Source organism: Microbacterium sp. 71-36 (assembly GCF_001898305.1).
In the GTDB taxonomy this organism is placed as follows: Bacteria; Actinomycetota; Actinomycetes; order Actinomycetales; family Microbacteriaceae; genus Microbacterium.
Window position 1 is genome coordinate 25,593 of record NZ_MKTP01000007.1, and the last position, 18,619, is coordinate 44,211.

16 protein-coding genes are annotated in these 18,619 nt (G+C 70.0%); 14 read left to right on the forward strand and 2 right to left on the reverse strand.

Annotated features, from left to right (window positions below):
• The first annotated feature begins 224 nt into the window (after positions 1–224).
• The 5 genes from BGO45_RS15005 (at position 225) to BGO45_RS15025 (ending at position 4,437) form a co-directional block, all read left to right on the forward strand.
• Positions 225–503, forward strand: coding sequence for an HNH endonuclease signature motif containing protein (locus tag BGO45_RS15005; protein ID WP_292695666.1), 279 nt, complete (start codon positions 225–227; stop codon positions 501–503).
• 129 nt (positions 504–632) lie between these two features.
• Positions 633–1,211: a hypothetical protein gene (locus BGO45_RS15010; protein WP_292695668.1), complete on the forward strand. Its 579-nt coding sequence runs from the start codon at positions 633–635 to the stop codon at positions 1,209–1,211.
• 8 nt (positions 1,212–1,219) lie between these two features.
• Entirely contained in the window at positions 1,220–2,830 is a 1,611-nt protein-coding gene (locus BGO45_RS15015; protein WP_292695928.1) for an L-lactate permease, read from the forward strand.
• 94 nt (positions 2,831–2,924) lie between these two features.
• Positions 2,925–3,617, forward strand: a complete 693-nt coding sequence (locus BGO45_RS15020) for a phosphatase PAP2 family protein (RefSeq protein ID WP_292695670.1) — start codon at positions 2,925–2,927, stop codon at positions 3,615–3,617.
• A 16-nt stretch (positions 3,618–3,633) separates the two neighbouring features.
• Positions 3,634–4,437, forward strand: coding sequence for a DUF1206 domain-containing protein (locus BGO45_RS15025; protein ID WP_292695671.1), 804 nt, complete (start codon positions 3,634–3,636; stop codon positions 4,435–4,437).
• A gap of 3 nt (positions 4,438–4,440) precedes the next feature.
• Here BGO45_RS15025 and BGO45_RS15030 read toward each other — a convergent pair whose 3' ends face one another.
• The gene (locus BGO45_RS15030; protein ID WP_292695673.1) at positions 4,441–5,064 is read right to left on the reverse strand and encodes a TetR/AcrR family transcriptional regulator C-terminal domain-containing protein; all 624 of its coding nucleotides are present in this window, start codon (positions 5,062–5,064) and stop codon (positions 4,441–4,443) included.
• Positions 5,065–5,236: 172 nt separating this feature from the next.
• Here BGO45_RS15030 and BGO45_RS15035 point away from each other — a divergent pair, with 172 nt between their 5' ends.
• From BGO45_RS15035 to BGO45_RS15050, 4 genes are all read left to right on the forward strand, one after another.
• Positions 5,237–6,838, forward strand: a complete 1,602-nt coding sequence (locus BGO45_RS15035) for an amidohydrolase (RefSeq protein ID WP_292695677.1) — start codon at positions 5,237–5,239, stop codon at positions 6,836–6,838.
• A gap of 16 nt (positions 6,839–6,854) precedes the next feature.
• Complete coding sequence (locus tag BGO45_RS15040; protein ID WP_292695680.1) at positions 6,855–8,210, forward strand: APC family permease; 1,356 nt, start codon at positions 6,855–6,857, stop codon at positions 8,208–8,210.
• A 115-nt stretch (positions 8,211–8,325) separates the two neighbouring features.
• A complete protein-coding gene (locus BGO45_RS15045) occupies positions 8,326–11,169 on the forward strand; it encodes an aminotransferase (RefSeq protein ID WP_292695683.1) in 2,844 nt (947 codons plus the stop codon).
• Between the two features lie 76 nt (positions 11,170–11,245).
• Positions 11,246–12,265 carry a zinc-dependent alcohol dehydrogenase family protein gene (locus BGO45_RS15050; RefSeq protein WP_292695686.1) on the forward strand — a complete coding sequence of 340 codons (1,020 nt, stop codon included), beginning with the start codon at positions 11,246–11,248 and terminating at the stop codon, positions 12,263–12,265.
• A gap of 3 nt (positions 12,266–12,268) precedes the next feature.
• On the opposite strand, the gene BGO45_RS15055 is transcribed toward BGO45_RS15050, so the two are convergent.
• Entirely contained in the window at positions 12,269–13,075 is an 807-nt protein-coding gene (locus BGO45_RS15055; protein WP_292695689.1) for a DeoR/GlpR family DNA-binding transcription regulator, read from the reverse strand.
• A gap of 233 nt (positions 13,076–13,308) precedes the next feature.
• Between BGO45_RS15055 and BGO45_RS15060 the strand changes: the two genes are divergently transcribed.
• The 5 genes from BGO45_RS15060 to BGO45_RS15080 all read left to right on the forward strand — a co-directional run bounded on the left by BGO45_RS15060 (position 13,309) and on the right by BGO45_RS15080 (position 18,616).
• Entirely contained in the window at positions 13,309–14,601 is a 1,293-nt protein-coding gene (locus tag BGO45_RS15060) for a sugar ABC transporter substrate-binding protein (RefSeq protein WP_292695692.1), read from the forward strand.
• A gap of 73 nt (positions 14,602–14,674) precedes the next feature.
• The gene (locus tag BGO45_RS15065; RefSeq protein WP_292695695.1) at positions 14,675–15,604 is read left to right on the forward strand and encodes a carbohydrate ABC transporter permease; all 930 of its coding nucleotides are present in this window, start codon (positions 14,675–14,677) and stop codon (positions 15,602–15,604) included.
• A gap of 1 nt (position 15,605) precedes the next feature.
• Positions 15,606–16,451, forward strand: coding sequence for a carbohydrate ABC transporter permease (locus BGO45_RS15070; protein WP_076491601.1), 846 nt, complete (start codon positions 15,606–15,608; stop codon positions 16,449–16,451).
• 32 nt (positions 16,452–16,483) lie between these two features.
• A complete protein-coding gene (locus tag BGO45_RS15075; protein WP_076491598.1) occupies positions 16,484–17,347 on the forward strand; it encodes a ketose-bisphosphate aldolase in 864 nt (287 codons plus the stop codon).
• An 18-nt stretch (positions 17,348–17,365) separates the two neighbouring features.
• On the forward strand, positions 17,366–18,616 hold the full coding sequence (locus BGO45_RS15080) for an ADP-dependent glucokinase/phosphofructokinase (protein WP_292695699.1): 1,251 nt from the start codon (positions 17,366–17,368) through the stop codon (positions 18,614–18,616).
• The last annotated feature ends 3 nt before the right edge of the window (positions 18,617–18,619 follow it).

Here is an 18,619-nt window from a genome sequence, read left to right on the forward strand (position 1 = left end):
CCCGCGCACCTCGTCGGCCACGGACCCATCGACGCCGACACCGCCCGCAACCTCGCCGACGCCCCCCCCCGCTGCCCTGGGACCGCGTCATCACCCACCCCGTCACCGGCGCCGTGCTCCACACCGACACCTACGCCCGCACCACCGCGATCGACCGACACCTCCGCGCCCGCGACCGCCACTGCCGCTGGCCCGGCTGCACCACCCCCGCCGTCCGCGCCGAGGTGGACCACACCCACGACTGGGCCCTCGGCGGCCCCACCAACGTCACCAACCTCGCCCACCTCTGCCAAAGACACCACACCCAGAAACAGTTCACCCGCTGGAAAGTCCATCAACTCCCCGCCGGAATCCTCGAATGGACCTCCCCGACCGGCCGCGTCTACGCCGACGAACCACTGCCCTACGCACCGGCAGTGAGATTCCTGCCCGGCGAACCCGCCCCCACACCGTCATCACCGTCTCGGCCCGGTGATCACGACCCCGGGCCCGCACCGTTCTGAGACGTATCACTTCCGCCCGGGCCGTTGTCGGGCGGCTTCGTGGAGCAGTCATTCAGAAATGTCCCGATTCTCGCTAGCGTGGAGCCGATATCGCGGCCCGTGCGGGTCGCGACGAGAGAAGGGCAGCTCGTGGACTCAGAAGCTCTGTCGGCACCGGCGGGAGTCGCCGCCTTTCTCGGCGTCAGCGACCGACTCGACCACCACGAGCGCAAACGTCTTCTCGCGAGCCGAGTCATCGCGGCCCTCCTCGACGCCGAGCCCCGACAGGTGAAGGTCATCCGCGAGGCCCCCGCGCAGTTCGGTTATCACCCTCGCCTGCTCGCGACGGTGCGGGGCGAGGAGGTGCCCCTGTCGATCCACACGTGCAGCAGGGGCCCGGCGACCGTCGTCGCGGTCGCGGACATCGTCATCCCCCTCGGCGTCGACCTGCGGGCGGCGCATCCGACGCCGGCGGAGCTCGACGAGATGCGGCGGCACTCGCACCTCTTCCCGGATGCCGATGCGGCGCAGCTGCTCGCCCACTGGACCCGCGTCACCGCCGTCCGTCACGCCGACGGCCGCGGGTCCCGGGTGCAGCCCGAGCACGTCCGCCTCGATCAGGATCTCTCGCGGGGATGGGTGCCGGATCGCTCCGTCCATTACGCGCTGGCGGACCTCTCGCGCGACTCATGGACCGTGACGCTGGCCTACGGATCCGGGCCGCGATGAACGACGCGTTGTGGACCCAGAACGTCGATCCCCTGTCCCACCTCTGGCTGTCGGCGCTCGTCGCCGCTGTCCCGCTCGGAATCTTCCTGCTGTGCCTGGTCGTGCTCAAGCTCACGGGGATCGTCTCCGCGGGCATCGCGGTCCTCGCCGAGGTGATCGTCGCGGCATTCGTCTTCGGGATGCCGGCTCCTGCGATCGCCGGCTCGGCGTTGATCGGCCTCCTCACGGCGGTCTGGCCGATCGCGTACATCATCGTCATGGCCGTGTGGCTGTACCGGTTGGCGGTGGCGAGCGGACGCTTCGATGTCATCCGCTCCTCGATTTCGGGCATCTCCACCGATCAGCGCATCCAGGTCCTGCTGATCACGTTCGCCTTCGGGGCATTCCTCGAGGGGGCCGCGGGGTTCGGCGTTCCGATCGCGATCTGCGCGGCGCTGCTCGTGCAGCTGGGGTTCCGCCCGGTGAAGGCCGCGATGCTGTCGCTCGTGGCCAACGTGGCGGCGGGAGCGTACGGGGCCATCGGCATCCCGGTGATCGTCGGCGCCCAGGTGGCGGGGATCGACGTCGCCGAGCTGTCCCGCACGATGGTTCTGCTGCTGCAGCCGCTGACGTTCCTCGTTCCGTTCCTTCTCGTCGTGATCCTCGACGGGTGGCGGGGCCTGCGGGAGACGTGGCCGGCTGTGCTCCTCGTGAGCGTCGTGTTCAGCGGTATCCAGGCGGGTGTCCTGTGGTTCCTCGGCCCCGAGCTGGCCGATCTCGGGGCCGGCCTGGGCGCCATGGTCGCGTTGTTCCTCTTCGGCCGCGTCTGGCAGCCTCGGCACGTCTTCCGCGAGGGCGGCGCCGAGGCGCCCCCGGTCGAGCGGCACACGGCGCGCGAAGTGATCGTGGCGTGGAGCCCGTTCTACATCCTGACGGGCTTCATCCTCGTGTGGAGCCTGCCGTGGTTCAAGGCGCTGTTCGGCGCCGGTGGCCCGTTGAGCGCGGCGGTGGTGAAGCTGCCGATTCCCGGCCTCACGGGGGAGGTCGCCACGGCGAGCGGCACGACCGTCGCGGTGACCTGGGATCTCACTCCTCTGAGCGCCACCGGCACGGCGATCCTCCTCGCGGTGCTCGTCTCGTTCTTCACGACGCCGCGCCTGTCCGGGGCCGATCTCGGGCGCGAGCTCGTCGCGACGCTGCGCGAGCTCTGGCGAGCACTGGTGCTGATCGCCGCGATCCTCGTGCTGGCCAACATCGCGAACTACTCGGGAGGGTCGGCGAGCATCGGGAGCGCGCTGGCCGCGGTGGGCCCGCTCTTCCCGCTCTTCGCGCCGATCATCGGGTGGATCGGGGTGTTCCTCACCGGATCGGTGGTGAACAACAACACGCTCTTCGGTCCTCTCCAGGTCGCGACAGCCGAGCGCATCGGTGTTCAACCCGACCTCCTCATCGCGGCGAACACCGCCGGCGGCACCACCGCGAAGGTGGTGTCACCGCAATCGATCGCCATCGCCGCGGGCGCCGTCGGGCTGTCGGGGAGAGAGGGCGAGATCCTGCGGGCGTCCGTCGGTTACAGCCTCGGCATGCTCGCGGTGGTCAGCGTTTGGGCCTGGGCTCTGTCGAGTTTGTTCCCGGGGTGACGCGGGCGTCGCTCGACGGTCGCGGCGAGAAAGCGCCTCGCCGCGTTCGCGCAAGCTCTCGCTCCGTCCCGACCGCTTTTGCGAAGATCGCGGGATGGATGCCACCGCCGACCGCCCCTCGGCTGATCCCGCCGCCCCGATCGCGCCGGCCGCCCCCGATGCGCGCCGTGCGCGTGCGCTGGTCGTCGGCGTCGTCGCCACCGTGCTCTTCGTCGCCCTGCGACTCTTCGTCGCCCTGGCGAACTCGGCGCCGCTGCCGGTCGATGCGGCGTGGGATGACACGATGTCGGCCATCGCGTCGCCGGTCGGTGTCATCGTCGCGTGGGTGCCGGCGATCGTCGGGGGCACGATCGGCATGATCCTGATCGGGGTCGCGACGACGGTGGTGTTCCTCGTGCTCCGACGACCGTGGGATGCGCTCAACGTCGGCGGAGCCATCGCCCTGGTCGTCGCGATCGGCGCGCCGATGGCCGCGGTGATCGCCCGCGCGCGCCCCACCGACTCCCTGGCGGAGACGGTCGCGACGTCGTTCCCCTCGGGCCACACGGCGGTGGCCACCACCATCGTCGTGACCCTCGGTCTCATCCTGCGGCGGCGATGGGTGTGGGCGGCCGGTGCGATCTGGGTCGTGCTGATGATGTGGAGCCGGACGTACCTGCACGCCCACTGGTTGTCGGACGTCACGGCGGGCCTGCTCGAGGGGATCGCGGTGGCGACACTCGTGTGGGCGGCCGTCGAAACAGGACGAGAGCGACGAGCGCAACGGGCTGCCGTCCCGGCGCCGTGAGCGCTACGGTGCACGGATGACATCCGCCAGCGCCGCCGCAGACAAAGCACAAGACTCGACCGCCTTCCGTGTCGCCGCCCGTGTCGGGTACGTCGTGCTCGGGGTGCTCCATCTCCTCATCGGCGTCATCGCGATCACGATCGCCACCGGCGGCGCGGGGGACAGCGCCGATCAGTCGGGAGCGCTGGCCCAGGTCGCCGCCGCTCCCGCCGGGCTGCTCCTGCTGTGGGTCATCGTCGTCGGTCTCGCGGCGCTGGCGATCTGGCAGATCAGTGAGGCCGTCGTCGAGCGGAACCCGGATGCCAAGAAGCGGTGGGGCTATCGGGTGAAGTACGTCGGTACCGCGGTTGCCTACGCGGCGATCGCGGGCACCGCATTCACGGCGGCGATGGGGGGACGATCGCAGTCCTCGGAGCAGACGAAGAACTTCAGCGCCACCCTGCTCGCGTCGCCCGGTGGCGTCTTCCTCCTCGTCCTCGTCGGCGTGGCCGTCGCGGCGGTGGGAGTGGCGTTCGTCGTCCGCGGCATCACCCGCGCGTTCCTGAAGAGCATCTCGGTCCCGAGCGGCGCCGCGGGCCGTGGCATCCGGGCGTTCGGCACGGTGGGATACATCGCGAAGGGCATCGCGGTGGGGGTGGCCGGCATCCTGTTCGTGGTCGCGGCGCTCACCCACGACCCGAACGCCGCGACGGGACTCGATGGAGCCCTCCGCACGCTCGCGGGCCTCCCGTTCGGCCAGATCGTGCTCTGGCTCGTGGGCGCGGGACTCGTGGTCTACGGCCTGTTCTGCTTCGCCCGTTCGCGCTACGCCCGCATGTGAGCCTCAGCGCCGTGGGCGCGCCCCGGCGATGAGCAGGCCGAGGCCCAGCTCGAACGCCCGAGTGGCCACCGGGTCGACCGGGTCGTGATACTCGAGCGCCGCGTAGGCGGCGGCGAAACGGGGGACGGTCGCCTCCTGGCCGGTGGGGTCGAACATGACGCTCGGCCCGGACATGTCGAGCACACTGCCGAGGATGAAGGACTCGAAAGCCGTCAGGAGCGGCAGGATGTCGTCGCTCGTCCAGCCGACGCGTTCGGCGGCGCACGCGAAGTCCTCGTACTGCGACATCAGTGACGGCGCGGACGACCGGTGCGACATCAGCAGTGGGATGGTCTTCGGATGTCGGCGGAACGCGTCGCGGTACGAGCGCGCCCAGAGCGCCAGACCTTCTTCCCACTCCCGCTCGCGCAGGGCGGTCGAGTCGATGCGTGCGGAGACGAGGGCGCGCACGTCCTCGATGAGGGCGGCCAGGTTCGGCACGTGGTTGTACAGCGACGTCGGGTGCACGTTCAATCGGTCGGCGACGCGGCGGATGCTCGCCCCGTCGGATCCGTCGCGGTCGACGAGGGCGAGGGCTGCGCGCGCGATCGCTTCGCGGGAGAGCTTCGGATGCGACGGCCGGGGCACGACGGAGCCTTTCGGTCGGGGTGCGACAACGCTACGCGATCGCTCGTGTTTCGACGGTGTATCGGTGCGGTGAAGAGTCGGCGAAACGGGCGACGGCCGCGGGAAGGAAACCGTAGCGTTCGTAAAACCTACGCTGTATGTTTCATTCGGGCGTGGTCTCGAGGAGGTTTCCATGGCGGTCGTCGTATTCCACGGTGGCGCGATCCGGGTCGACGGCGTCGGCCCCGACGCCGACCGACTGGTCGTCGTCGACGGGGTGATCGCGGACCCCGGTCATCCCGTGCCCGCGGACGCCGAGACCGTCGACCTCGAGGGCGGGCTGCTGCTCCCCGCTTTTCGCGACGGTCACGCGCATCCGCTCCTGGCGGGGCGCGAGCGCAGCGGCCCGGTCCTGCGCGATGCGAGCTCGGTCGACCAGATCGTGGAGCGGGTGCGCGCGTGGGCCGCCGAGTCCGACGAGCCGTGGCTGGTGGGCGGCAGCTACGACGCCACTCTCGTCGACGGCGGCGTGTTCGATGCACGGTGGCTCGATGCGGCCGTCTCCGACCGCCCGGTCGTGCTCCACGCGTGGGACTACCACACGGCATGGGTCAACACGGCGGCCCTCGAGGCCGCGGGGGTGGATGCCGACACCCCCGACCCCGCCCTCGGGCGCATCCTGCGAAGGGCCGACGGGTCCCCGCGCGGCACCCTCGTCGAGCGGCCCGCGATCGATCTCGTGCTCGATCGTGCCCCTCGGCCGGGCCTGGCCGCGGACGTCGACGCGCTGGCGTGGGCCACGCAGCACCTCGCGACCCACGGCATCGCCTGGGCGCAGGAGGCGTGGGCGGAGGAGCACGACGTCCCGTCCTGGATCGCCGCGGCGCGCGCCGGCCGACTGGCCGTCGACGTCGACCTCGCGCTCCGCGCCGACCCGCAGCGGTGGCCCGGCCAGTTGGAGCACCTCGGCCGCACCGCCCGAGCGGTGCGGGACGAACCGGGACTGACCTGCCGTACGGTGAAGTTCTTCGTCGACGGCATCCTCGAGAACCACACGGCGCACCTGCTCGAGTGCTACCACGACGCCCAGACCCGGGGTCTCCCCAACTGGCGGCCGGATCAGCTGGCCGACGCGGTCGTCGCGTGCGACGCGGCCGGGTTCGACGTGCACCTGCACGCGATCGGCGACGCCGCGGTCCGTGCCGCGATCGACGCCGCGGAACGGATCCGCGAGAGCCTCCGCGGGGGGCGCCGGCTCACGATCGCGCATGCCCAGGTCATCGACCCCGTCGACCTCGATCGCCTGGCCGACCTCGACGTGACCTTCTGCTTCCAGCCGCAGTGGGCCATGCCCGACGCGGTGATGACCGACCTCACTCTTCCGCGCCTGGGACCCGGGCGCGAACGGCAGTACCGCATGCACTCGGCCCAGAAGGCCGGTGCCCGCCTCAGCTTCGGCAGCGACTGGCCGGTCACCTCGCCCGAGGTGCTCGCCGGCATCCGCACCGCCGTCACCCGCCAGGACACCGACGGACTCCCCGCCGGTGGATGGCAGCCCGACGAGCGCCTCACCGTCGACGAGGCCCTCGACGCCGCCACCCTCGGCGTCGCCCACCAGGCCGGAGACCAGGACGACCGGGGGACCCTGCGACCCGGAATGGTCGCCGACCTCGTCTGGATCGACCGGGACATCCGCCGCACCCCGGCGTCCCGGATCGCCGATGCACGTGTCCGCGGCACCTGGCGCCGTGGCATCCCCACCTTCCTCGCCGTCCCCGCGGCCGCCGTTCTCTGACCCGAACAGGAACCCGATGTCCTCCACCGACACCTCGCTGCGGCGAGTCATGGGAGTGCCCTCCCTCGTCATCTTCGGCCTGGCGTACATGGTGCCTCTCACCGTGTTCACCACCTACGGCCTCGTCGCCGTCACCACCGGCGGCCACGTGCCGACGGCGTATCTCGTGACGCTCGTGGCCATGCTCTTCACCGCGTTCAGCTACGCCGCCCTCGTGAAGGCGTTCCCGCGTGCCGGCAGCGCCTACACGTACGCACGTCGGGCGTTCGGCGGCCACGTCGGCTTCCTCACTGGCTGGTCGTTGATGATCGACTACCTGCTGCTGCCGCTCATCAACTACGTGCTCATGGGCATCTACCTCAACGCGCAGCTCCCCGGCATCCCGCCCTGGGTGTTCGCGCTCGCGGGCGTGCTGCTCATCACGGGACTGAACATCGTCGGGATCACGGTCGTGCGAAACGCGAACCTCGTCCTGGTCGGGCTGCAACTGGTGTTCGCCGCCGTGTTCGTGGTGTGCGCGATCGCCCACGTCGCCCAGAACCCGGGGGTCTCGCTCCTGCAGCCGCTGTACGACGCCGGGTTGACCTTCCCGGGCCTGCTGGCCGGCGCGGCGATGCTCGCGCTGTCGTTCCTCGGCTTCGACGCGATCTCGACCCTGTCGGAGGAGGCGCGCGACGCGCAGCGCACCGTCCCGCGCGCGATCATCCTCACGACGATCATCGGCGGACTCATCTTCACCGTGATCGCCTACGTCTCGACGCTCGTCATCCCCGACGTGGCCGACCTGACGAACCCGGATGCCGCGGCCAACCAGATCATGGAGGTGGCCGCGGGCCGCTGGCTCGAGGTCTTCTTCCTCGTGGCCTACATCGCGGGCTGCATCGCCGCGGCCCTCGCCTCGCAGGCCAGCGTCTCTCGCATCCTGTTCGCGATGGGCCGTGACGGCGTGCTGCCGCGGTTCTTCGCGCGGCTGAGCCGTCGCTACCAGACGCCCATCGGTGCGGCGATCTTCGTGGGCGTCGTGTCGCTGGCCGCGCTCTTCGCCGACCTGAACACCGTGGCATCCCTCATCAGCTTCGGCGCGCTCGCCGCCTTCTCGCTGGTGAACCTGTCGGTGATCAAGCACTTCCTCATCGATGAGAAGAGGCGCGGGGGAGCGGCGGTGTTCCGCTACGGAGTGCTCCCCGCCCTCGGGTTCGCCCTGACCGCGTGGCTGTGGTTCAGCCTCTCGCCGCTGGCGCTCACGGTCGGTCTGGTGTGGATCGCCGTCGGCATCGGCTGGCTCGCGATCCTCACGCGCGGATTCCGTCGTCGCCCGCCCGAGGTCGAGTTCGACGACGAGGCCCCGGCTCCCGAGCGCGTCCTGGCCTGACCCGTCCGGCGCGGCGTCCCGTTCCCCGGGGCGCCGCGCCGCCCTAGTGTTTTCTCGTCACCCGAAGACCCGGGGCGCTGCCGCCCCACCCGTTCCGCGCCCCATGGAGCCCGTCATGACCGACACCCTGTTCGACTACTTCACGGCCGGCGAGCTGCCGACTCCGACCCTCCCCACCGATGAGGCCGTCGCGCTCCTCCGCGACGTGCACGGGCTCGACGTCGAGCTCCAGAGCCTCGGCAGCCAGCAGGACCAGAACTTCCTCGTCCGCCCCGCCGGGGGCGGCGAGCCGCTGGGGGTGCTGAAGATCAGCAACCCCGTGTTCAGCGAGATCGAGATCGACATGCAGGATGCCGCGGCCGCCGCCGTCGCGCGGGCCGAGCCGGGGTTGCGTGTCCCCGAGATCGTCGAGGGCCCCCGCGGTCCGATGACCGGCTGGTGGCAGACCAGCCAGGGGCGGCTGCATGCGCGGGTGATCTCGTTCGTCCCGGGCTCGACCCTGATGGGATCGGGCTACCTGTCGCCGCGCGTGGTCGAACGCCTCGGTGAACTCTCGGCCGCGGTCAGCGTGGCGCTCGCGGGGCAGACCCACCCCGCGTCCGGTCGCGTGCTGCAGTGGGATCTGCAGCACGCGGAGCGCGTGATCGCCGAGATCTCCGCGACCGAACCGGATGCCGAGGTGCGCGAGTACTGCGCCGCGGCCACGGCCGCCGCCCTCGCCGTGCTGCACCCCGTCGCCGCCGCCCTGCCGCGGCAACTCGGTCACTTCGACGTGACCGACGACAACGTCCTGCGCCCGCACGGCGTCGCGACCCTCCCCGACGCCGTCATCGACTTCGGCGACGTCATCGAATCGTGGTCCGTGGGGGAGATCGCGGTGACCGTGTCGTCGGTGCTCCACCACGACGGCGCGACCTACGCCTCGACCCTGCCCGCGATCGCGGCGTTCGATCGTCGCCGCCCGCTGTCCGACGACGAGATCACGGCGCTGTGGCCCCTCGTCGTGCTGCGCGGGGTCGTCCTCGTGCTGAGCGGCCGTCAGCAGGTGCGGCTCGACGATGCGAACGATTACGCCACCAACGCGCTCGACCGCGAGTTCGAGATCCTCCGCCGTGCCGTCGCCGTGCCCGTCGAGGTCGCGACCGCCCGCATCCGCCGAGCCCTCGGCCGCCCGACCTCCGACCTCCCGGCCTGGGAGAGCGCACCGATCCTCCCCGCGACGCTCCGTCCCGTCGTCCTGGATGCCACGACCCTGTCGCCGCTGTCGGACGAAGGGGCGTGGCTCGACGCCGATGCCCTCGAGCGGGCGGCGCAGCGCCTGATCGACGGCGGCGCCGACGCGGTCGTCCTCCCCGCCCTCGTGCCGACGCTCCTGGGCGCCCCGTCCCGCACTCCCGAGGAGCCGGCGACCGTGCCGACGGCCGCGTCGGTGTGGTTCGCGACGCCGACGAGCCTCGAACTGCCCGACGGCGCGCTCTCGGTGCGCGTGGGAGACGGCATCCCGAGCTCCGGTGCGGGCACGGTCGAGGTGCCCGCCCGGACACGTGTGCGCGTGCTGCTCAGCGCCCTCGACCCCGCGGAGATCCCGGATGCGGTGCGGCCCGGCGACCTGCCCGGCTGGCGTGCCGTGATCGGCGATGCGACCCCCGCGCTCAGTGTCGCCGCGCCCGCGCCCGAACCGGACGATCTGCTCGAACGCCGTGAGGCCGTCGTCGCCGAGGTGCAGGAGCACTACTACTCCCGGCCGCCGCAGATCGAGCGCGGGTGGCGCGAGTACCTCGTGGGCGTCGACGGACGCGTCTACCTCGACATGGTGAACAACGTCGCCTCGGTCGGCCACGCGCACCCGCGGATCCACGCCGCCGTCTCGCGTCAGACGCGGCTGCTCAACACCAACTCGCGTTTCCACTACGCCGCGATCACCGAGTACGGCGAGCGGCTGGCCGCCACCCTGCCCGACGAACTCGACACGGTGTTCTTCGTCAACTCCGGCTCGGAGGCGGTGGACCTCGCGATCCGTCTCGGCATGGCCGCGACCGGCCGCAGCGACGTCATCGCGATGGCCGAGGCGTACCACGGCTGGACCTACGCCAGCGACGCGGTGTCGACCTCGATCGCCGACAACCCCAACGCCCTGGAGACCCGCCCCGACTGGGTGCACACGGTCGACGCCGCGAACTCCTACCGCGGTCGTCACCGCGGGGCGGATGCCGCGCGCTACGCGCCCGAGGCGGTGGAACGCATCCGCGCTCTCGCCGCCGAAGGGCACGCGCCCGCGGCCTTCCTCAGCGAGACCTTCTACGGCAACGCCGGGGGTGTCGCGCTCCCCGACGGCTACCTCCGCGAGGTCTACGCCGCGGTGCGCGAGCTCGGCGGCCTCGCGATCGCCGACGAGGTGCAGGTGGGCTTCGGCCGTCTCGGGTCGTGGTTCTGGGGCTTCCGGCAGCAGGGCGTGGTGCCCGACATCGTCGCGGTCGCGAAGTCGATCGGTGCCGGCTTCCCGCTCGGCGCGGTCATTACGCGCCGCGAGATCGCCGACCGCTACCGGACACAGGGCTACTTCTTCTCCTCCACGGGAGGCTCCCCGCTGTCCTCGGTCGTGGGCATGACCGTGCTCGACATCATCGAGGACGAAGAGCTGCAGGAGAACGCCCGCGTCGTCGGCGGACACCTCAAGGCCCGTCTCGAGGAGCTGGGGGAGCGGCATCCCCTCGTCGGCACCGTGCACGGGTCGGGGCTGTACCTGGGCCTCGAGTTCGTGCGCGACCGCGAGACCCTCGAGCCCGCGACCGAGGAGACCGCCGCGATCTGCGACCGCCTGCTCGAACTCGGCGTGATCATGCAGCCGACCGGCGACCACCAGAACGTGCTGAAGATCAAGCCGCCGCTGTGCGTCTCGCGCGCCTCCGCCGACTACTTCGCCGACATGCTCGACCGGGTGCTGTCCACGGGGTTCTGATCGCGCAAGCCCGGCCGGCCGCCCGGGTGGGAGGAGTAGACCTGTGGTCGAGACCTTCCACCCGAGAGGAGCCCCCATGCGTGGAGTCATCATGCACGCCGCCGGCGACGTGCGCGTCGAAGACCGCGAAGACCCGGTCATCCAGGAGCCGACGGATGCCATCATCCGCCTCGCCGCGTCCTGCATCTGCGGCTCGGACCTCTGGCCGTACCGCGGGGCGGACACCGTGGATGCCACCCCCATGGGCCACGAGTACGTCGGGGTCGTGACCGAGATCGGTGACGCGGTGGAGAACGTGAAGGTGGGCGACTTCGTCGTCGGCTCGTTCATGGCCTCGGACAACACCTGCGAGATCTGTCAGGCCGGGTATCAGTCGCGCTGCGTGCACGTCGTCCCGATGGGGCGCGTCGGCACCCAGGCCGAGTTCGCCCGCATCCCGCTCGCCGACGGCACTCTCGTCGCGACCCCCGGGCAGCCGGATGCCGACCTCATCCCGTCGCTGCTCGCCGCGAGCGACGTCCTCGGCACCGGCTGGTTCGCCGCGGTGGCGGCGGAGGTCGGCCCCGGCAAGACGGTCGCGGTGGTCGGCGACGGCGCCGTCGGGCTGCTCGGCATCCTGGCCGCGAAGCAGCTCGGCGCCGAGCGCATCATCGCGATGTCGCGGCACGCCGACCGCCAGGAGCTCGCGCGCCGGTTCGGCGCGACCGACATCGTCGAGGAGCGCGGCGACGAGGGGATCGCGAAGGTCAAGGAACTCACCGGCGGGCTCGGTGCGCACTCCGTCATCGAGGCCGTCGGAACGCAGCAGTCGATGGAGCAGGCCGTGCGCTCGACGCGCCCCGGCGGGCACATCGGGTTCGTCGGCGTCTCGCACGACGTCACGCTCGAGGGTCAGGAGCTGTTCCGCTCCGCGGTGCACCTCCACGGCGGTCCTGCGCCCGTGCGACGCTTCCTGCCGGAGCTCATCCAGCTCATCTGGGACCGCGAGATCGACCCGGGCGCCGTCTTCGACCTGACCCTCCCGCTCGAGGAGGCCGCGGAAGGCTACCGCGCGATGGACGAACGCCGCGCGACGAAGGTGCTGCTCACGGTCTGATCCTCAGGGTGTGAGGACCGTCACCCCGGCCTCCTCGAGAGCCGCGGCGAGCGCTGCGGACGGAGGGGCGTCGGTGATGAGGTAGTCGGCCTTCTCCAGCGCCGCGACCTGGGCGAACAGGCGCCGGTCGAGTTTCGTGGAGTCGGCGAGGATCGCGGTGCGATCGGCGCGCTGGATCATCTCGCTCATCATGGTCGCGTCGCCGAGGTTGCTGGTCGAGAAGCCGGAGGCGTCCACGGCCCCCACCGCGATCAGCGCGTAGTCGCAGCGGATCTCCACGTCGGCGCTGTTGGATGCGGCCGAGAGCGTCACCGGACCTGTGGTCGCCTGGGTGATCGTGCGCACCGCGCCGCCGAAGATGAACAGGTCGCGGAAGACGCCGGGGGAGATCTCGGCGGGGATGCGCAGGTTGTTCGTCGCGATGGTGAGGTTGCGGTGGTTGCGGAGCGCCCGCGCCACGGCGAGCGTGGTCGTCCCCGCGTTGAGCATCACGACGGAGCCGTCCTCGATGAGATCGGCGGCGATCGCGGCGATCTTCTCCTTCTCGGCGGTCTGCATCTGCAGGCGCACGTCGAGCCCGCGATCGCGTCCGGGAACGGACATCGCGCTCACCGCACCTCCGTGCGTGCGTACGACGATGCCCTCGCGGTCGAGCTGATCGAGATCGCGGCGCACGGTGTCGATCGAGACGCCGAAGTGCGACGCGAGATCGACGACCGTGACCTGCCCGGTCTCGGCGACGTACGCGGCGAGCTCGGCTTTCCGCCCGGCCGGGAGCCGCTTCTTGGTGTGAGTGGTTGTGCCCTCCATGCCGTCATCTCTAGCACAGAGCGGCAAATCCATCGACCTCTTTCGGTCGAAATCCGCACGAAACGGCACAATTCTGCGTTTCTTTCGGGAGATGGACGCTGTCGCGTGCCGGAATTGTCACGAATCTGCATCGCAACCTTGACGCACGCCGCAGATCCGCGCATACTCATGCTGAAAGACGCAAGAACGCGCAGAACAGCGCGAATAACAGCAGATCTCAATGAGGAGAAACGATGGACAACAGCGGGCGCGGGCGTCGAAACGCCATCAAGCTCGTCGGTGCCGCCGCAGCGGCCACGACCCTCCTGGCGATGGCGGGGTGCTCGTCGAACTCGGCGGCCCCTTCCGACGGCGGTGACGTGACGATCGAGTTCGCCCAGTGGTGGGAGCCCGAGCTTCCCGACGGTCAGTTCCGCGCGCTCATGGACACCTTCGAGCAGGAGAATCCGGGCATCAAGGTCGACCTGGTCAGCGGCCCGTACGCCTCGACCAAGGAGCAGCTCTTCGCGGGTGCCGCCTCCGGCACCATGCCCGACGTCGTCGGTCTCGACGGCGCGTGGGTCAGCGACTTCGCCAAGCAGGGCGTCATCGCCGACCTGTCGAAGCTCATGAGCGACTCCGGCTACGACGAGAGCCAGCTCGCCAGCCAGATCAAGGTCGACGGCAGCACCTACATGATCCCGGTCGTCAACTTCGTGTACCCGATGTTCACGAACGACGCCCTGCTGTCGCAGGCCGGCGTCAGCGCACCCCCCTCCACGCGCACCGAGTTCGCCGACGCGGCGAAGAAGATCAAGGCCCTCGGCGGCGACGTCTCGGGCTGGGTGCTCCCGCTCTCGCTCGAAGCCCCCAACGGCGTGCAGAACGACGTCATGTCATGGGTGTGGGCCTCCGGCGGATCGATGCTCAAGGACGGAAAGCCCGACCTGACGAACAAGGACGTCACGTCGGCGACCGACTACATCCAGCAGCTCTGGAACGACGGGGTCATCGCGCCCGGATCCTTCACCATGAAGGAGCAGGACAAGGTCGAGGAGTTCACCAACGGCCGCGTCGGCATGATGATCGACTCGCTCGCCCACATCAACCTCATCCGCGAGTCGAACCCCGACCTGAAGTTCTCGATCTCGGCCATCCCCGCCGAGGACGGCTTCACCGGTGAGCGGGGCATCCCGTACGCCTCGTGGGGCATCGGCGTCGCCGAGAACTCCGAGCACAAGGACGCCGCGTTCAAGCTCGTGTCGTTCCTGATGGGCAAGGACGTCAACTCGCAGCTGTCCACGATGGCCAAGGCCTTCCCGGGCAACACCGAGTCCGTCCCGGACTTCGTCAACGACGACGCCCTGTTCAAGACGGCGTTCGACATCTACAAGGCCGGCTACCCGGCGAACGAATTCACCGGACTCCCCGTCGCCGAGGAGCTCATGCGCCAGTTCGGTGAGCAGTTCCAGTCCGCCCTGGACGGCCAGCAGTCCATGAAGGACGCGCTGCAGAAGGCCCAGGACGAGTGGACGTCGAAGTTCTGATCCGACGCTGACAGGGGATGCCGCACCGATGAAGCCGGGCGGTGCGGCATCCCCGCCAGGAAGGCCGCACACCATGACCATGCGCACCCTCACTCCCCCCGATACCGAGCTGATCGTCACGGGGCGCCCCGCGTCCCGGCGCACGCGCCAGCTCCGCAAGACCTCCGAGGCCTACGGCTTCCTGTCGCCTACGCTGATCCTCCTGTTCGTGCTGATGATCGTGCCGATCGTCATGGTCATCGGCTACTCGTTCCAGGACAACGTCATCACCAACAAGAACCCGCAGTTCGTCGGGCTCGACAACTACATGGCGGTCCTCACCGACTCGGGGTTCTGGAAGGCCACCGGCAACACGCTCTTCTTCACCCTGACGAGCGTCGCCGCCCACCTCGTCCTCGGCCTCGGCTTCGCGCTCCTGCTGAACAGCCGCCTCATCGGCGCCGTGCCCCGCGCGATCTTCCGCGGCCTCTACGTCCTGCCCTGGCTCTTCACGGTCGCCGTCATCGCGGTCCTGTGGCGCATGCTCCTCGCCCCCAACGGGATCGTCAACTTCCTGCTGAACACGAACATCGAGTGGCTCGCCTCGCCGCAGCTCGCGCTCGGCACGGTCACCTTCATCAACATCTGGGCCGGCTACCCCTTCTTCATGGTGAGCCTGCTCGCCGGCCTCCAGGGCATCCCGAGCGATCTGTACGAAGCCGCCACGGTCGACGGTGCGAGCCCCGTCCAGCGCTTCTGGAACGTCACCGTCCCGCAGCTGCGCCCGATCATCGTCAGCCTCGTGCTGCTCGACCTCATCTGGACGTCGCAGCAGTTCGCCCTCATCTGGCTGACCACCGGCGGTGGCCCGATCGACGTCACCGAGATGCTCAGCACCTACACCTACAAGCTCGCGTTCGCCACGTACGACTTCTCGACGGCCTCCACCTCGGCGGTGCTCGTGCTGGCGATGTCCCTGATCATCGCGGTCCTCTACGTCCGCCACCAGAAGGCGAGGGACTGACATGGCCCTGACCACCGTCGCACGCACCCGCGTCGCCCGGACCGGAGTGCTGATCGGACTGATCCTCGGCGCCGTCTTCGCGGCCGGCCCGGTCCTGTGGATGCTCTCGAGCTCGTTCAAATCGAACACGCAGATCTTCGAGCTCCCCCCGCGGCTCATCACCGACACGTTCTCGTTCGACGCCTACGTGAAGATCTTCACGACGCCCGAGACGGTGCGCTTCTTCATCAACAGCTACGTGGTCGCGGGCGCGGTGACGATCCTCACCCTCCTCGTGGCGATCCAGGCGGCGTACGCGTTCAGCCGGTTCGAGTTCCGCGGCAAGCGCATCGTCAACGTGATCATCGTGAGCGTCCAGGCGGTCCCGCCGATCACGCTGCTGATCCCCTACTTCGGGCTCATGGTGACCCTGAAGCTCTACAACACCTACCCGGGCCTGATCCTCACCTACATGGTGTTCACGCTGCCCTACGCGATCATCATGATGACCGGCTACTTCAACACCCTCCCGAAGGAGCTCGACGAGGCGGTCCGGGTCGACGGCGCGGGATCGTTCACCGCCCTCTGGCGCGTCCTCGTGCCGATCTCCATCCCCGGGATCGTGTCGGTCGGCATCTACACGTTCATGATCGCGTGGAACGAGTTCCTCTTCGCGCTGACCCTCACGCGCACCCTCGACATGCGCACGGTGCCGATCGGCATCCAGCTGCTCATGGGCCAGCACTCGTACGAGTGGAACCAGATCATGGCGATGAGCATCCTCGGCTCGATCCCCGTGCTCGTCCTCTTCCTCTTCTTCCAGCGCTTCTTCATCAGCGGCCTGACGGCCGGCTCGGTGAAGAGCTGACTCTCGACCACCACCCCGACAAGGAGAAATCCGTGCTCTACACCGGCAAGTCCATCCTCGACGTGGCGAACGCCCACAGCTTCGCCATCCCGGCCTTCAACATCTCCGACTGGGCGATGTTCACCGGGATCATGGACATCAGCGAAGAGAAGTCCGCCCCGGTCATCATCGCCATCCACCCCGACGAGGTGTCGCACATCACCACGGATCTGATCCCCGCGATGCACGCCCGTGCCCACCGGTCGAGCGTTCCCGTCGCCATCCACTGGGACCACGGCGGGTCGTACGAGCAGATGATCACGGCCATCCACTCGGGCTTCACGTCGGTGATGATCGACGCCTCGCTCGAGCCGTTCGAGCAGAACGTCGCGATCACCCGCAAGGTCGTCGAGGCGGCGCACGCGGCCGGCATCCAGGTCGAGGGCGAGCTCGGGACGATCGGCGCGAACGACAGCTACGGCGAGTCGGGCGCGGCCGAGATCATCTACACGAACGTCGACGACGCGGTGCGTTTCGTCGAGCAGACCGGCGTCGACAGCCTGGCGATCGCCATCGGCACCTCGCACGGACTGTACCCGTCCGACAAGAACCCCGAGCTGCGGCACGATCTGCTCGAGCAGATCAAGGCCGCCGTCGGCATCCCGCTCGTCCTGCACGGCGGATCCAGCAACCCGGACGCCGAGCTCGCCCGCGCCGTGTCGCTGGGCATCAACAAGATCAACATCTCCAGCGACATCAAGGTCGCGTACCACGACCGCATGCGCGAGGTGCTCGGCACCGACCGGCGTCTCCGCGAGCCGAACGCGATCCAGCCCGAGCCGATCGCGGCGATGAAGGTGACCGCGGCCGAGAAGATCGACCTGTTCGGCGCCGCCGGCAAGGCCGACCTGTACTGATCGGGGAGGATCGGCGTCATGGCAGGAGACCTCGTCCTCGGACTCGGCGGCACCGTCGACTACGAGATCCGGTGGGATGCCGACGTGCTCAGCGCCCTCGCGGGGGAGTACGGCATCCACCGGGACGAGCTGACCACCACGACGCCGATCATCGACGAGCGGGCCCTCGTCGTCACGGTTCTCGCCTTCCTCGCCACGGGCGGGGGAGGCGAGCGCTTCGTCCTGTCGAGCGAGATCGTCGAACGCTTCGCCGCGCACTTCGACGTCGAGGTCACGCTCGGTGGCACGGGTGTCCGGGCGGGCATCGCGCTGGACCGCATCGGCGTGCCCACGGTGCAGCATCTCGTGAGCATCGACGACAATGTCCGGCGCCTCCTGCCCCCGTCCATGCGCGTGGTCTCCTCCGCCACCCGCGACACCCTCGACCCGCACCTCATCGTGCAGTACCCCCAGGGGGCGGTGGTGCGCGTCGAGGGCGGCGAGGTCGTCGCTCCGGCATCCAATCGCCTGATCTTCGCCAACGACGCCCCGAACCGCGAGATGGCGATCGCCGCCGACCTGGGCGAGGCCCTCGCCGAGGCGTCGGCGTTCCTCGTGTCGGGGTTCAACACGATGCAGGATGCCGCGCTGCTCGACCGTCGGCTGCAGGACGTGCGCGCCGCCATGCGGCGCCTGCCGCCGTCGGCGCTCGTGTACTACGAGGACGCCGGGTTCTACGAGCGCTCGTTCGCCGGTCTCGTGCGGACGCGTCTGATGGAGCGCATCGACGTGTACGGCATGAACGAGGACGAGCTGCAGGAGTACCTCGGCCGGCCCCTCGATCTGCTGTCCCCCGACGACGTCGTCGCGGCGCTCGCGGAGGCCCACGCGCTGATCCCGGCACCCGCTCTCGTGGTGCACACGAAGTACTGGGCGGTGGCCGTCGGGCCGGAGGCCGCCCGACACCGCGCCGCGCTGGAGAGCGCGACCCGCACCGCGGCGACGCGCTACCGGCTCGGCGACGCGTGTCGCGCGGACGATCTCGACGACACCGCGCGTCTGCCGCGTCACGCGGGAGGGGCCGCCGTGGTCGCGGCCGCCGAGCAGCGGCTGCCGGCCGTGGGCGTACCCGCGTACGTCGTCGACGTCGCGCGCCCGACGACCATCGGCCTGGGCGACACCTTCGTGGGCGGCTTCCTCGCGGCCGTCCCCGCGGCGGTGCGGTTCGCCACGGCCGCGGCGCTGGACCGGGCGCTGGATGCCGCGACCTCGCGGCAGCGGGTGGGCTGACGC

What these genes read in the sequence shown, in the direction of transcription:
- BGO45_RS15025 (WP_292695671.1), top strand. Translation starts at nt 3,634, where the DNA reads ATGACATCCGCCAGCGCCGCCGCAGACAAAGCACAAGACTCGACCGCC.
- BGO45_RS15050 (WP_292695686.1), top strand. Translation starts at nt 11,246, where the DNA reads ATGCGTGGAGTCATCATGCACGCCGCCGGCGACGTGCGCGTCGAAGAC.
- BGO45_RS15060 (WP_292695692.1), top strand. Translation starts at nt 13,309, where the DNA reads ATGGACAACAGCGGGCGCGGGCGTCGAAACGCCATCAAGCTCGTCGGT.
- BGO45_RS15045 (WP_292695683.1), top strand. Translation starts at nt 8,326, where the DNA reads ATGACCGACACCCTGTTCGACTACTTCACGGCCGGCGAGCTGCCGACT.
- BGO45_RS15070 (WP_076491601.1), top strand. Translation starts at nt 15,606, where the DNA reads ATGGCCCTGACCACCGTCGCACGCACCCGCGTCGCCCGGACCGGAGTG.
- BGO45_RS15055 (WP_292695689.1), bottom strand. Translation starts at nt 13,075, where the DNA reads ATGGAGGGCACAACCACTCACACCAAGAAGCGGCTCCCGGCCGGGCGG.
- BGO45_RS15080 (WP_292695699.1), top strand. Translation starts at nt 17,366, where the DNA reads ATGGCAGGAGACCTCGTCCTCGGACTCGGCGGCACCGTCGACTACGAG.
- BGO45_RS15040 (WP_292695680.1), top strand. Translation starts at nt 6,855, where the DNA reads ATGTCCTCCACCGACACCTCGCTGCGGCGAGTCATGGGAGTGCCCTCC.
- BGO45_RS15020 (WP_292695670.1), top strand. Translation starts at nt 2,925, where the DNA reads ATGGATGCCACCGCCGACCGCCCCTCGGCTGATCCCGCCGCCCCGATC.
- BGO45_RS15035 (WP_292695677.1), top strand. Translation starts at nt 5,237, where the DNA reads ATGGCGGTCGTCGTATTCCACGGTGGCGCGATCCGGGTCGACGGCGTC.
- BGO45_RS15065 (WP_292695695.1), top strand. Translation starts at nt 14,675, where the DNA reads ATGACCATGCGCACCCTCACTCCCCCCGATACCGAGCTGATCGTCACG.